The sequence below is a fragment of the Senegalia massiliensis genome (assembly GCF_900626135.1).
Taxonomy (GTDB): domain Bacteria; phylum Bacillota; class Clostridia; order Tissierellales; family SIT17; genus Anaeromonas; species Anaeromonas massiliensis.
On sequence record NZ_LR130785.1, the window covers coordinates 690,610 to 704,370 of the forward strand.

A 13,761-nucleotide genomic window follows, 5' to 3' on the forward strand; every position below is an offset into this window, starting at 1 on the left:
TGATATAATTGACTCATATAGGCAAGAACATAAAGAAACTCAGAAAATCAAATAATATGACATTACAAGAATTAAGTGAAAAAACAAATTTATCTATAGGGTTTCTATCTCAATTTGAAAGAGGATTAACTTCTATAGCACTAGATTCTTTAGAAGATATATCAAAGGCTTTGGAAGTAGATATTTCGCACTTTATAGTTAAACCAAAAGTGAAGGAATCATGTATATTAAAAAGTTTCGAACAAGAAGTAGATAAGATTACTAGCAATAAGTTTATTAAATATAATTTAAGTAATGTTTCAGATGATAAAAAAATATTACCTAGAAAAGTAGATATATTACCTATAGAAAATAAAGAAGATATAAAAGAACATAGTCATAAAGGAGAAGAGTTTATTTATGTATTAGAGGGAACTCTTACTCTTTTGCTAGATTCAAAGAAATTTCAACTTTATCCTGGTGATAGTGCCCATTATAGTTCAAGAAAGCTACATACTTTGGGTAATTATACTAATAAAATTGTCAAAATCTTAGTCATTACTACTAATGATGAATATAATTAAAATATGTTAATCATAATTAAATTTTAGATAAATATATAAAACCATTATGTATAGTTTTAATAAGACATTTAACCCTTTAAAGATATTATATTATTAATATCATAAATTGTATATTTGTCAATAAATTTCTGGGTATTATTATGATATAATAGGTACAAATATTACATATAATTTCATGAAAGGGGTGTAGGATAGGATATGGAAAAGAAACTCTATAAATCAAGTACAGATAAAATAATAGATGGAGTATGTGGAGGAATTGCTGATTATTTTGAAATTGATTCATCTATTGTGCGTTTAGTATGGGCGCTTACTATTTTTATTGGTGGTACTGGTGTGTTTCTATATATTATAGCTGCTGTTATATTACCTCGTGATAGAGAAGTAACAGGGTATAGTAACAGTAATCATGTAGAAGGAGAACATACTAACTATAATAGAAAAGACAATAGTAATAGTAAAAGAACCTTAGGACTTATACTTATTGGAGTAGGTATATTTTTATTTTTTAGAAGGTTTTTCTATATATTTGATTTCGAATATATATGGCCACTTATACTTGTAGGATTAGGTGTATTTTTAATAGTTAAAGGAAAGAAGGGTTAATATGAAAGGCAGAAATTTAAGTTTAGGACTTATATTTATAGCTTTAGGTACTCTTTGGATACTTGGAAATATGGAGATTATAAATTTTAGTATATTTGATATAATGAGAAGCTTTTTTAATCTTTGGCCTCTTATATTAGTTATAATTGGGATAAATATAATTACAAAAAATAATACATTAAAGACAATATTATGGATTCTATTTATTGTAATAGTAATTGGATATAGTTTTTACATAAATGATTCTAATTATGAAGAACATATATACACTGAAGAAGCAGTAGAACTGAATGAGGATACTATAAAAGGAGAATTAAATTTAGATTTAGGGGCTACTAAATATGATGTAGTTTCAAAAGACAATGAAAGTAATTTAGCTTATATTAAATCTAATAAAAATTACCAAACTAAGGAAAGAGTAAGTAATAGTAGTCAAATATTAACTATCTCAAATGACTTAAGCCATAGTTTCTCTGATGATAACAAATTAAATGTTAATATTAATAATAATATTGTATGGTCTATAGATATTGATACTGGTGCTTCTAATGGAGAACTAAATTTAGAAAATGTAAAGGTACAAAATTTAGAATTAGATATGGGTGCTGGAAAAATAGATGCTAAACTAGGTTCTTTAAATAATACAACTTATATTAATATAGAATCAGGGGCTTCAAAAATAGTATTAAATATACCTGAAGATGCAGGACTTAAAATAGAAATGGATGGAGCTTTAAACTCTACTAATATAGATGATTTAAATTTAGTTGAAAGTCAAGATGATATGTTAGTATCTCAAGATTATGCTAAAAGAGAAACTAAGTTTGATATTAAAGTGGATATGGGAGTTGGAAGTTTCAAAATTAATAGATATTAAAATTCCCAAAAAATTATTATAACACTCAGAATCGTCACCAAGTTTCTGAGTGTTATTTATCTTGAATAGAATGGTAAATTAATGTAAAATATTATGTAATGATTCAACAGTTTAACTATGGAAGAAGGGATAAGATGGAAAAGAGAAGAAGAATAGCTTTATTACTTTTTGTAGATATTATTCTTATAAGTACTGCATTTTTAGTTTCATTTTATTTAAGATTTGATGCAAATATCCCTTTAAATATTATGAATATATATTTAGATAATATATTTGCTATAACTTTAATTAAAATTCTCATTTTTGGATACTTTGGAATATATAGTAGTCTTTGGAGATATGCAAGTATTGATGAGCTTGTTCAAGTTATTATTGGAGTATTTCTTGCCAATACAGGAATGATTAGTTATTTATATATAGTTGATATTCATTTTCCAAAGAGTATTTATTTGCTAGTTTTAATATTAGATATTATGTACATAGGTGGAGTAAGGTTTAGCTATAGATTACTTAGGAAGATAAAAAATGAAAGATTATTTAATGGGGAAAAAAGAAAACGTATAATGGTAGTAGGTGCAGGAGATGCAGGGGCTATGGTTATAAAGGAGTTTAAAAATCATAGAGAACTTATGAGTGATCCAGTTGTTTTAATTGATGATGATATATCAAAGGAAGGTAGAAAAATTCATGGTGTATCTGTAAAAGGTGGTAGGTATGATATAAAATCACAAGCTATAAAAAATAATATTGATGAAATAGTTATAGCTATGCCTTCATCAACTAAAGGACAAATCAAAAATATTATAGAAGAATGTAAAACAACAAAATGTAAGGTGAAAACTTTGCCAGGTATGTTTGAACTTATTGATGGGAAAGTAAGTGTAAAACAACTTAGAGAAGTGCAGATTGAAGATTTACTTGGACGTGATGAAGTTAAACTTGATACTGAAAAGATAAATCAGTACATAAAAGATAAAAAAGTACTTATAACTGGCGGTGGTGGTTCTATTGGTTCAGAGCTATGTAGACAAATTGCAAAGTATAATCCACAGGAGCTTATAATATTAGATATATATGAAAATAATGTATATGATCTTCAAAATGAACTTAAGAGAAAATATGGTAGTAGTCTAAATTTAAATGTAAAAATAGCTTCAGTTCGTGATAGTAAAAAAATAGATAATATAATAAATAATATAAAACCAAATGTAATATTTCATGCAGCAGCTCATAAACATGTACCACTTATGGAATCTAATCCTCATGAAGCTGTGAAAAATAATGTTTTTGGTACTTTTAATGTTGCAAAGGCAGCAGATAAATTTGGAATAGAAAAATTTGTAATGATTTCTACTGATAAAGCAGTGAATCCTACAAATATAATGGGAGCTACAAAAAGGTTATGTGAAATGATAGTTCAAGCTATTGATAAAAGAAGTAAAACTGAATTTGTAGCTGTAAGATTTGGTAATGTTCTTGGAAGTAATGGCAGTGTTATACCACTTTTCAAAAGACAAATTGCAGAAGGTGGACCTGTAACTGTAACCCATAAGGATGTTATAAGATATTTTATGACAATACCTGAAGCAAGTCAGTTGGTACTTCAAGCTGGTGCTATGGCAAAAGGTGGAGAAATTTTTGTGCTTGATATGGGTGAACCTGTTAAGATTATAGACTTAGCAAAAGATTTAATAACTTTATCTGGACTTGAAGTAGGGAAAGATATTGAAATTGATTTAGTTGGTTTACGTCCTGGTGAAAAATTATTTGAAGAATTGCTTATGGATGAGGAAGGGCTAACATCTACAGAACATACTAAAATTCATGTTGGAAGGCCTCTTTTTAGTGATTATAATGTATTAATAAAGAAATTAGATAATCTTAAAGATATAATGCATAATGGAACTGAATCTGATGTAAAAAAGGCAGTGGCAGAATTGGTTCCTACTTATAAAAAGCCAGAAGAAATAAATAATGTAAGAGAATTTAAAGGATTAAAGAAAACAGCACTTTCTTCAAATTAGAACGAAGAAAGTGCAAGTAACGTTATGCCAATAATTATTGGAACTATTAAAATAGATGATATTATGATAAGATTAGTTTTTTCTTCATTTGTTAAAATATCAGCAGCTTCATAATATCCATTTATTTTTTTTCTTTTATGTAATTTTTTAATAGTATGCATTATATTTGACAATTTTTTCACCTCAGATAAAATATTATCAATAATGAAGGTGAAATTAAATAGGTCTAGGGTCATAATATTCAACATATAATTGAATATACTTTTAGTTAATTATATAATTAGTGTGAGAATAAAAAGGGACAAAATGTATGGAGGGAAACAGATGGAAGAAATTGAATTAAGGGAACTGTTTTTTATTGTGTGGAAAAAGAAATGGCTTATAGTTTTAATAACACTTATAAGTATAATAGCAAGTGCTATTATAAGCTTTTTTATATTGCCAAGTGAATATGAAACTTATACTACACTTATGGTAGGAAAATCTCAAGAATATTCAGGAATGAATCAAGGAATAGAATATAATGATGTGCTTTTAAATCAAAAATTAGTTTCTACTTATGGTGAAATTGCAAAGAGTAGGGCAGTAGGTTTAGAAGTTATAGAGGATTTAGATTTAGATATGACTTATGGAGCATTTAGAGAAAAGGTAAATGTGAGCCTTGTGAATGATACTGAAATTATAAAAATAGTAGTAAATCATGGAGATCCTGAAGAAGCTGCTACAATAGCAAATGAAACAGCAGAAGTATTTATGGGACAAGTTAAAGAAATAATGAATATAGATAATGTTCAAGTTATAGACAAAGCTCTTGTACCAGAAGGACCAGTAAGTCCAAAGCCTATGTTAAATATAGCTATATCTGCTGTACTTGGAATAATGATTTCTGTATTTATTATATTTATTTTAGAATATCTAGATAATACTATAAAAACACCAAATGATGTAGAAAAACATCTTGATCTTCCTGTTATAGGAATGATACCAAAAACAGCAGATAAATAGGAGGCAAAAATGAGTAGATATAAAATAGTAACACATTATGATCCAAAATCTCCTATAGCAGAGGCATATAGGACACTTAGAACAAATATACAATTTTCGAATTTTGATAAAAAATTAAAATCTATTGTAGTGACAAGTGCAGGACCTGGTGAAGGAAAAAGTACTACAGCTGTAAATTTAGCTGTATCTATGGCTCAAGATAATAAAGCTGTACTTTTGATAGATTGCGATTTTAGAAAGCCTCAAATGCATAAATACTTTGCTGCATCAAATAGAGTAGGAGTTACAAATATAATAGCTGAAGGAATGGAACAAGATTTAGCTTCAACTCATATAAAAGATTTTAAATTAGATGTATTGCCATCTGGTCCTATACCACCAAATCCTTCTGAACTTTTAGGTTCAAATAGAATGAAAGAATTTATAGAATCTATGGAAAATATATATGATATGGTTATAATAGATGCACCTCCTGTAGGAGTAGTTACAGATGCTTCTATAATATCTACATATGTTGGTGGTGTTATACTTGTTTGTGGTTCAGGACAAGCTCATATTGAGGCATCAAAACATGCAAAGGAGCTTATAACGAAAGTAGGAGGAAATATATTAGGAGTAGTATTAAATAAAATTCCTATGAATGAAGGCAGATATGCTGCATATAGTTATCAATCATATTATGGAGATTCAAAATGATAGATATTCATAGTCATATACTTCCATTTGTAGATGATGGTTCAAGAGATATGGAAACTTCTATAGAAATGGCAAAAATAGCTGCTGAAGAAGGAATAAAATATATATTTGCCACATCCCATTATATTGAAAATGAAGGATATAATGATAAGAAATCTAATAAAGAAATATTAGATAAATTAAACAAAGAGATTTTAGAACAAAATATTGATATAAAAGTATTACTTGGTCATGAAGTATATATAACTCCAAATATTATAGATTTAATTGAAGATGAAAAAATATCACTTTTAGGTAATAGTGATTACTTACTTATGGAACTACCTATGGCTCAAATTCCTATATATTTAGAAGATATAATATATGAATTAAAATTAAAGGGTGTTACCCCTATAATTGCTCATCCCGAAAGATATAGAGAGGTTAAAAAAAATCCTAATATACTTAGAAAATTTATAGAATTAGGTGCTCTTATGCAAGTTAATTTAGGTTCACTAATAGGATATTATGGTGAAGATATTGCTAAGACTTCAAAAATATTAGTAAGTCATAATATGATTCATTTTGTAGGAACTGATTCTCATTCTTTAAATAGAAGACCACCTAGAGCAAAACAGGCAATAAAAGTATTAAATGAAATATTACCTAAAGAAAAGGTAATAGATTTAATAGAAAATAATCCTATGAATATAGTTAATAATATAGAGATAGAAGCCAGTGAAACAATGGAATATAAAGAAAAAAAGGGATTTAAGAGTATATTTCAAAATATGTTTAAAAAATAATATCCATCGATAAAATATTTAAAGGAAGTGAAAAATTGAAGAAAACTACACTCTTAAATATTTTACTAATGATAATAGCTATAGCTATAATAGGAACTGGATTAAAAATAAATCGTACGAAGGCTAATGAGATAGCAAATGCAAAATCACAAAAAGATGAAAAAAGATTACAAGAAGAACAAATAGAAGATGAAATATATGAAGATGATTTAAATATAGATATAGAAATAGATACAGTTGCATCTGATGATTTAACAGAATTATTAGGTGAAAGTTATATAAAACTTAAAGAAGAATATTTAGAAATTTATCATAGAAAAAAGCAAATAGAAATGGAAGAATTAGAAGAGGAAGAACAAGAAGATGAGGATCAACAAGTATATGAGCCACTTCAAGAACCATCAAGACCTACATCTCCATTAAGCCCAAGGCCATCAAGACCATCAGGTAATGATGACAAAGAAGATAATACTGACTATGAAAAAGATAGTGAACAAAAAGAAGATCCAACATATGAAAATAATCAAGAGAGCGATGTAGAGGAAAAATCAACTGAAACAGATGCGTACAATGATTCAGAAGCAACTGAAGAAGGTCAACCACACAATGAAGAACATGAAAATCTAGAACCTTCTGGAGATACTAGTTATACTGAAGATATGCAATAAATAACGCTTGTTTTTAATAAGATAATGGTATAAACTAATGTTAGTACCAAGTCTTAATACGGGGTGATAATATGTTAGATAATATGGAAATACAAAAAATAATTCCTCATAGATATCCTTTTTTACTTGTAGATAAAATAGTAGAATTAGAAGAGGGTAAAAAAGCTATAGGAATAAAAAATGTAACAATAAATGAACCTTTTTTTCAAGGGCATTTTCCTAATAATCCACTTATGCCAGGGGTTTTAATGGTAGAAGCTATGGCTCAAGTAGGAGCAGTTGCTGTTATGACTTTAGAAGAAAATAAAGATAAATTGGCAGTATTTACTGGTATAGATAAGATTAGATTTAAAAGACAAGTTAGACCGGGAGATACTTTAACTATGGAAGTTGAACTTATTACTATGAAAAGAGGAATAGGTAAGGCAAATGCTGTAGCAAAGGTAGATGGAGAAATAGCTTGTAAAGGGACATTGATGTTTGGAATAATTGATAATTAACATTTAAAAAAGACAGACTTTGTTCTGTCTTTTTTAAATGTTAATTATATGATATATTTAGTATGGGGAGAATACAAATTTTGATATATATCGACAGATATTATAAGTAGTAAAGGGGGCTTTTATGGGTAAAATTAGTTTCAATGATTTTAAAAATATTATTAAAAGATACCTAATTATCATTATACCTGTCATAATTATTTTTATTTTTATGGTTAATTATGACGAAAATAGAAGAATTGAAGATGTAAAGGAATATATAATAAATGAACAGATACAAAAATCAAATATAATGAATTTTTTTATAAATGATATGTTTAGTGAAATGAATGAAGATTTGATGTTAATCAAAAATTCAGATGAAATACATACTTATATAAATAATGAAACTGAAGATTTAGATATTGTAGAGAGAATGTTCATAAGGGCAACTGACAATAAAAATAAAATAGAAAAAATAAGTTTTTTGAATGATACAGGCAATGAAATTATAAGAGTTGATAATGAAAATAATAGATCAAAATTAATGGAAAAAGATAAGTTAGAGAATAAAATAAATAGTTCTTATTATATAAAGACTAAAGATATTAAAGATGGTGAAATATATATTTCAAAAATGGACTTGAAATTGAAAGATGGAAAATTACAAATTCCTTATACACCATTAATAAGAATATCCACACCTGTATTTACTGATGAGGGTAAATATAAAGGAGTTGTAGTTATAAGTTATGATGCAAGAGATATAATAGATGTATTTGAAAGATATTTTGACCAAAAACAATTTATGTTTGTGGAATATTCACTTTTAAATTCAGAAGGATATTATTTACATAATAAAGACAAAAATAAAATATTTGGATTTATGTATGATTCTAGAAAACAATATAATTTATCAACTCAGAATTTGGTTTTGTGGAACCAAGTAAATTCAAAAGATAAAGGCATATATGAAATTGGTGATATGGTTTATTATTTTATGAAATTAGATAAATATTCAGCAATAAATAAAAATACTAATGAAAATTATTGGATAGCTATTTCATCATTTAATATAAATGATTTTAATATGGTAAAAGATAATATTATATTTGGAATGAATAGTGGTCAAATATGGTTGATGATTCTTTTAATTATATCACTTTTTTTCATAATAACATTAGTTTATTTCTCTAAAAAAAACAAAGAACAGTTAAATATAACTGAATACATTACTAAAAATACAAATGATGCAGTAGTAATAACTGATGGCAATAATAGAATTACATATGTAAATAAATCGTATGAAAAAATAACAGGATATAGCAGGGAAGAAGTGATTGGATTTACTCCTGGTGATTTTAAATCAGGTAGCCAAAATAATGAATTTTATAAAAATATGTGGAAAAGTATAAATAGAAAAAATTATTGGAGAGGTGAATTGTGGGATAAAAGAAAAGATGGAATACTTTATCCTAAGGATTTATCTATATATAAAATAAAGAATAAGTTTAAAAAAGATGATTTAAAGTATATAGGTATTTTTACAGATTTAACTGAATTAAAAAAAGAGAAAGAATATATAGATAAATTGAAAGATTATAATATAGATACAAATTTACCAAATGAAAATTTATTATTCAAATTGATAGATAATAGTATTTATAGAAGTGAAGATAAGTTTTTTGTAATATATTTTTCTATTGAAAATTATAATAGCATAGTATTAAATTCAGAAGATAACTTAAAATATATTTTAGATATATTAATAAAGAGAATAAATACTATATTAGATAAAAAGGATTTTATTGCTCATATATCTAAAAATAAATTTGTTATTGGGATATCGTCATTAAATTCAAGAAAAGAAATTGACAATTTCATAAAAAAACTTATAGGGATAAGTAAATTATCTTATTTTGTAAAAGATAAAGAGCTATATTTTGACTTGAAAGTAGGAATTTCCTGTTATCCTGATGATGGTAAAAATGCAAATGAGCTTATAATAAATTCTAATATAGCTTTAGACAAAGCAATTGAAACACAGGGAAAATACTGTTTATATTTTGATAAATCACTTAAGGAAGATATTCAAAATGAATATGATATAAAATTAATGTTAAATAAAGCTATAATATATGGGGAATTTAGTATTAATTATCAACCACAAGTGAACTCTAAAACAGGTAATGTTATAGGGGCTGAAGCACTTTTAAGATGGAACACTAAAAAGTTAGGGACTATTTCTCCAACAGTATTTATACCAATAGCTGAAAGAACTGGTCAAATTGTTGAAATAGGATATTGGGTAATAGAAAGAGTATTTAATGATTACAAATCTTTGAAAGAGAACATAAGGAAAAATTTTAGAATTTCAATTAATATTTCAGCAATGCAATTTAATGATGAAAACTTTTTAAAAAGAATCAAAGAATCTATAGAAAAAAATAATGTTGATACAAGTTATTTTGAATTGGAAATTACAGAATCTTTATTGTTATCAGGTTTAAAACAAGTAAATAAAAAATTAAATAGACTTAGAAAATTAGGATTTACAATAGCAATTGATGATTTTGGAACTGGATATTCTTCTCTATCTTATATAAAGCAATTAAATATTAACAAATTAAAAATAGACAGAACTTTTATAAAAGATTATCCTGATAATGATGATGGAGAAATAGCAGATATAATAACTAATATGGCATATAAATTAAAATTAGATGTAATAGCAGAAGGAGTAGAGTCAGAAGAACAAATAGAATATTTGAAAAGAAAAGGATGTTACTTAATTCAAGGATATTACTATAGTAAGCCCCTTTCAAAAGAAGAACTTTTAGATTATATAAAATAAAAACATCTTATTACAATTAATTGTAATAAGATGTTTTTATTTTATAGCATAGTTTCAGAAATAGCTTTAAAAGTTTTTTTGGAACTAGATAATATAGAATCTTTAATATCTCTATATATAATATATCAAACAAACCCATTTGAGCTATTTTAGAAGAAAAATCTCCACCTGATAGAGGCGTTTCACTGCCTCCATGTAAAAGCGTTAAATCAGATAATTTAGTGATTTGTGAATCAGCATGATGAGTAACAGAAATAATAGTTGCACCTGTTTTTTTAGCAATTGAAAGTATTTTATTTGTATGATTAGAGCTTTTCTAGCTTCATCTAATTTTATTTTATCAATCAAAGATAATGTTTCTTTCATTTGAAGATTTTGATTTTGATGAGATATTTAAAGATGCTGAAAAGACATTAGGATTTAAACCAGGTGAAACAGATGTAACAAAAGGTGAGTTAGAACTTGAAGGATACAAAAGTATATTCAAGCAAAAGAAAGAAAAATTTGGCTTTAAATATGTAGTTTCAACATTAAGAGAAAGTTATTCTGCATCAGACAATGGATGGTCAGCACTTATATATGATGGAGAAGAGTTCTATAGATCAAGAAAATATGATGTAAGAATAGTTTATAAAGTAGGTGGAGGAGATTCATTTGCTGGTGGACTTATTTATAGTTTAGTTACTGGTAAAGAATTTAAAGATGCTTTAGAATTTGCAGTAGCAGCATCTGCTATGAAGCATACTATATCAGGTGATTTCAACATAGTGACTGCAGACGAAGTAGAAACACTTGTAGGTGGAGATGCATCAGGAAGAGTACAAAGATAAATATAAATTAAGCTTTCAATTTAATATCTTTATTATATATGGAGAAGATTAATCTGATCCTAATTTTATGTTAAATTACATATCAAAAGCTAGAGAGTTACTCTCTAGCTTTTGATATGTTTTTCATATACTTTCTTAAACTATCTAAACCTTCATCTACTTTACGTATTATTTCACTGCCTATTATTACACCATTAGCACCTCTAGATAGAACTTCTTTTATTTGGTTATCACTGTATATTCCAAATCCAATTTGAATAGGAATATCTGATATTTCTCTTATATTTTTCATTGTTTGAATATATCCTTGTGGAAGATCTCCTTTAGTACCTGTAGTTCCTACTCCACTCATAACATATGCAAAGCAATTGGTAATAGATAATTTGTCCTTTATTTGTTCTTTATTCATTTTTTCATTGAAAATCTGAACAGTTTTCACATTATCTAGTTGTAATGACTCATCAGGAGCTAATATTGCATCATATAAATTGGTTTTATCTAATAAATTATATTTTTCTATCCCATCTTTATAACTCATTATCAATATTGGAAGATTAGGATAAAGTGATTTTATTTTCTTTAAATATATATCTAATACTTTTTCATTAAATCCTTTTTCTAGTGAAACTTTATGTGTATTTGATATTGTATTACCATCTAAAGATGGATTTTCTACTGGTATTCCTAATTCTAAAATATCCATACCTTCTTTTACCATGATATCTAAAGATTTAAAAAATGTATCTTTATCTGGATAGCCTACTGTAAGGTATAGGGTTAGTAAATTTTTTTTAGAATACATTTAATATCCATCCTATTATTGGACCAAAGAAAGTATAGTCTGTTTCTGATAATACTCTCATAAGAGGTTCATAATCACCTATATAAGGAAGCAGTAGGGCTTGACCCCATATTAGTATTAAACCATTTATAAATGAACCTATTATAGCTCCACGTCTACCACCAGTAGAGTTACCAAATATGGCTGTTACAGCACCAGTAAAAAATGTAGGAATAAGTGCTGGGAATACAATAACAGGATATTTAATAGCACCAAGTATAGCCATACCTATTAAACTTGCTATAAGACTTGTAATAAATCCAACAATTACTGATGTAGGATGGTTTGGAAATAATAGTGGAATATCAAGTCCAGGCACTGCATTTGGAACTAATTTATCAGAAATACCATGGAATGCTGGTACTATTTCTGATAGCATCATACGTACACCTGTTATAATAACTGTAATCCATAATCCAAACATTAAACCATTTAATATAGAGAATACAACTATATCTTTTCCACCACTTACATTTTCAGTTACAAAGCTTGGACCAGCTATAAGTGATATTATAAGGAATATAAGAGTCATTATTACACTTAAAGCTATTGTAGTTTCTCTTAAGAAGGATAAATACTTAGGTAATTTTATATCTTCTAAATTCTTATCTTTATTACCTACTAATTTACCTACTTTTGCAGAAATAAAGCAACCTATTGAACTAGAATGTCCTATAGTAAATCCTTCTGCTCCAGGTATGTTTTTCATTAATGGATAAATATATGCACATGTAAGTGTGAGATATAATCCTAATAATATTGAACCTATAATTACAACCCATAATGTAGATAAATTAGTTCCTACTGATAACAATGCAGCTATAAGTCCTGCATAGAAAAATGAAACATGAGCTGATAAATGTATAAATTTAAATCGAGTAAATCTTGCTAATAGTACATTAAATAAAAATCCAAATGCAAATATAAGAGTTGCAGAAGCACCAAATGCTGCCATACTAGCTCCTACTGCGTTATTTATATCTGCAATACTTGCTTCCATACCAAAAATATTTTGTAACATAGGTTGTATTGGAAGTAGAGTCATACCCATGCTTTGAGCTCCAGTAGTTATAAGTAAAAAACCTACCATGGTTTTTACTGTTCCTGCAACTATTTCACTAAAGCTTTTCTTTTGAACTAATAGTCCAATTAATGCAACTAAACCTATTAAAAAAGCAGGTTCACTTAAAACATTAGAAACAAGGTATAAAAACATATCTTTCATTTTTATTTCCTCCTTTTATATTTATTTATTTATTTTTTCAACTGCTGCTAGTAATTCTGATTTTAGATATTCTTTATCTGTTAAATTGTCTATTTTTACTACTTGTGCATTAGTATTTCTTAATACATCTGCAAAATCTGATGTTGTAACTATAATGTCTGCTGAATTAGGATCAATAGAGCCTATATCTGTTGCATCTACTTTTGCATCTAATTTTTCATTTTTAATTATTTGTTGTGTATAAACTTTTAGCATCATACTACTTCCTACACCTGCTCCACATACTGTTAATATTTTTAACATAATTA

Annotated in this window: 14 protein-coding genes and 1 pseudogene; 11 read left to right on the plus strand and 4 right to left on the minus strand. The window is 26.8% G+C overall.

Annotation, left to right across the window (positions count from 1 at the left end; translation table 11 throughout):
* Nucleotides 1-8: 8 nt before the first annotated feature.
* The 4 genes from E0D94_RS03380 to E0D94_RS03395 all read left to right on the plus strand — a co-directional run bounded on the left by E0D94_RS03380 (nucleotide 9) and on the right by E0D94_RS03395 (nucleotide 4,070).
* The gene (locus E0D94_RS03380; RefSeq protein WP_130805894.1) at nucleotides 9-563 is read left to right on the plus strand and encodes a helix-turn-helix domain-containing protein; all 555 of its coding nucleotides are present in this window, start codon (nucleotides 9-11) and stop codon (nucleotides 561-563) included.
* A 198-nt stretch (nucleotides 564-761) separates the two neighbouring features.
* Nucleotides 762-1,169 carry a PspC domain-containing protein gene (locus E0D94_RS03385; protein WP_130805895.1) on the plus strand — a complete coding sequence of 136 codons (408 nt, stop codon included), beginning with the start codon at nucleotides 762-764 and terminating at the stop codon, nucleotides 1,167-1,169.
* A 1-nt stretch (nucleotide 1,170) separates the two neighbouring features.
* Complete coding sequence (locus E0D94_RS03390; RefSeq protein ID WP_130805896.1) at nucleotides 1,171-2,046, plus strand: LiaF transmembrane domain-containing protein; 876 nt, start codon at nucleotides 1,171-1,173, stop codon at nucleotides 2,044-2,046.
* A 134-nt stretch (nucleotides 2,047-2,180) separates the two neighbouring features.
* Complete coding sequence (locus E0D94_RS03395) at nucleotides 2,181-4,070, plus strand: nucleoside-diphosphate sugar epimerase/dehydratase (RefSeq protein WP_130805897.1); 1,890 nt, start codon at nucleotides 2,181-2,183, stop codon at nucleotides 4,068-4,070.
* On the opposite strand, the gene E0D94_RS14705 is transcribed toward E0D94_RS03395, so the two are convergent.
* A complete protein-coding gene (locus E0D94_RS14705; protein ID WP_165442847.1) occupies nucleotides 4,067-4,243 on the minus strand; it encodes a hypothetical protein in 177 nt (58 codons plus the stop codon). The two genes, E0D94_RS03395 and E0D94_RS14705, sit on opposite strands and share 4 nt — an antisense overlap.
* 151 nt (nucleotides 4,244-4,394) lie before the next feature.
* Between E0D94_RS14705 and E0D94_RS03400 the strand changes: the two genes are divergently transcribed.
* The 7 genes and pseudogenes from E0D94_RS03400 to E0D94_RS03430 form a co-directional block, all read left to right on the plus strand.
* Nucleotides 4,395-5,075, plus strand: coding sequence for a YveK family protein (locus E0D94_RS03400; protein ID WP_207289624.1), 681 nt, complete (start codon nucleotides 4,395-4,397; stop codon nucleotides 5,073-5,075).
* A gap of 9 nt (nucleotides 5,076-5,084) precedes the next feature.
* On the plus strand, nucleotides 5,085-5,771 hold the full coding sequence (locus tag E0D94_RS03405) for a CpsD/CapB family tyrosine-protein kinase (RefSeq protein WP_130805898.1): 687 nt from the start codon (nucleotides 5,085-5,087) through the stop codon (nucleotides 5,769-5,771).
* Complete coding sequence (locus tag E0D94_RS03410) at nucleotides 5,768-6,556, plus strand: tyrosine-protein phosphatase (RefSeq protein ID WP_130805899.1); 789 nt, start codon at nucleotides 5,768-5,770, stop codon at nucleotides 6,554-6,556. The genes E0D94_RS03405 and E0D94_RS03410 overlap by 4 nt, the downstream gene beginning before the upstream one ends.
* Before the next feature lie 35 nt (nucleotides 6,557-6,591).
* Nucleotides 6,592-7,224 carry a hypothetical protein gene (locus E0D94_RS03415; RefSeq protein ID WP_130805900.1) on the plus strand — a complete coding sequence of 211 codons (633 nt, stop codon included), beginning with the start codon at nucleotides 6,592-6,594 and terminating at the stop codon, nucleotides 7,222-7,224.
* 71 nt (nucleotides 7,225-7,295) lie between these two features.
* Complete coding sequence (gene fabZ / locus E0D94_RS03420; RefSeq protein WP_130805901.1) at nucleotides 7,296-7,724, plus strand: 3-hydroxyacyl-ACP dehydratase FabZ; 429 nt, start codon at nucleotides 7,296-7,298, stop codon at nucleotides 7,722-7,724.
* Between the two features lie 124 nt (nucleotides 7,725-7,848).
* Entirely contained in the window at nucleotides 7,849-10,557 is a 2,709-nt protein-coding gene (locus tag E0D94_RS03425) for a bifunctional diguanylate cyclase/phosphodiesterase (RefSeq protein WP_130805902.1), read from the plus strand.
* Nucleotides 10,558-10,952: 395 nt separating this feature from the next.
* A pseudogene (locus E0D94_RS03430) lies at nucleotides 10,953-11,387 on the plus strand (carbohydrate kinase family protein); the annotation flags it as partial.
* Nucleotides 11,388-11,484: 97 nt separating this feature from the next.
* Here the strand turns inward: E0D94_RS03430 and trpA are convergent.
* The 3 genes from trpA to E0D94_RS03445 are packed head-to-tail and all read right to left on the minus strand — an operon-like array spanning nucleotide 11,485 to nucleotide 13,756.
* Nucleotides 11,485-12,189, minus strand: coding sequence for a tryptophan synthase subunit alpha (gene trpA / locus E0D94_RS03435; protein WP_130805903.1), 705 nt, complete (start codon nucleotides 12,187-12,189; stop codon nucleotides 11,485-11,487).
* Nucleotides 12,179-13,453, minus strand: coding sequence for a PTS ascorbate transporter subunit IIC (locus tag E0D94_RS03440; protein ID WP_130805904.1), 1,275 nt, complete (start codon nucleotides 13,451-13,453; stop codon nucleotides 12,179-12,181). The genes trpA and E0D94_RS03440 overlap by 11 nt, the downstream gene beginning before the upstream one ends.
* Before the next feature lie 21 nt (nucleotides 13,454-13,474).
* A complete protein-coding gene (locus tag E0D94_RS03445; RefSeq protein ID WP_130805905.1) occupies nucleotides 13,475-13,756 on the minus strand; it encodes a PTS sugar transporter subunit IIB in 282 nt (93 codons plus the stop codon).
* Between the last annotated feature and the right edge of the window lie 5 nt (nucleotides 13,757-13,761).

What these genes read in the sequence shown, in the direction of transcription:
- E0D94_RS03385 (WP_130805895.1), top strand. Translation starts at nt 762, where the DNA reads ATGGAAAAGAAACTCTATAAATCAAGTACAGATAAAATAATAGATGGA.
- E0D94_RS03390 (WP_130805896.1), top strand. Translation starts at nt 1,171, where the DNA reads ATGAAAGGCAGAAATTTAAGTTTAGGACTTATATTTATAGCTTTAGGT.
- E0D94_RS03395 (WP_130805897.1), top strand. Translation starts at nt 2,181, where the DNA reads ATGGAAAAGAGAAGAAGAATAGCTTTATTACTTTTTGTAGATATTATT.
- E0D94_RS03400 (WP_207289624.1), top strand. Translation starts at nt 4,395, where the DNA reads ATGGAAGAAATTGAATTAAGGGAACTGTTTTTTATTGTGTGGAAAAAG.
- E0D94_RS03405 (WP_130805898.1), top strand. Translation starts at nt 5,085, where the DNA reads ATGAGTAGATATAAAATAGTAACACATTATGATCCAAAATCTCCTATA.
- E0D94_RS03410 (WP_130805899.1), top strand. Translation starts at nt 5,768, where the DNA reads ATGATAGATATTCATAGTCATATACTTCCATTTGTAGATGATGGTTCA.
- fabZ (WP_130805901.1), top strand. Translation starts at nt 7,296, where the DNA reads ATGTTAGATAATATGGAAATACAAAAAATAATTCCTCATAGATATCCT.
- E0D94_RS03425 (WP_130805902.1), top strand. Translation starts at nt 7,849, where the DNA reads ATGGGTAAAATTAGTTTCAATGATTTTAAAAATATTATTAAAAGATAC.
- trpA (WP_130805903.1), bottom strand. Translation starts at nt 12,189, where the DNA reads ATGTATTCTAAAAAAAATTTACTAACCCTATACCTTACAGTAGGCTAT.
- E0D94_RS03440 (WP_130805904.1), bottom strand. Translation starts at nt 13,453, where the DNA reads ATGAAAGATATGTTTTTATACCTTGTTTCTAATGTTTTAAGTGAACCT.
- E0D94_RS03445 (WP_130805905.1), bottom strand. Translation starts at nt 13,756, where the DNA reads ATGTTAAAAATATTAACAGTATGTGGAGCAGGTGTAGGAAGTAGTATG.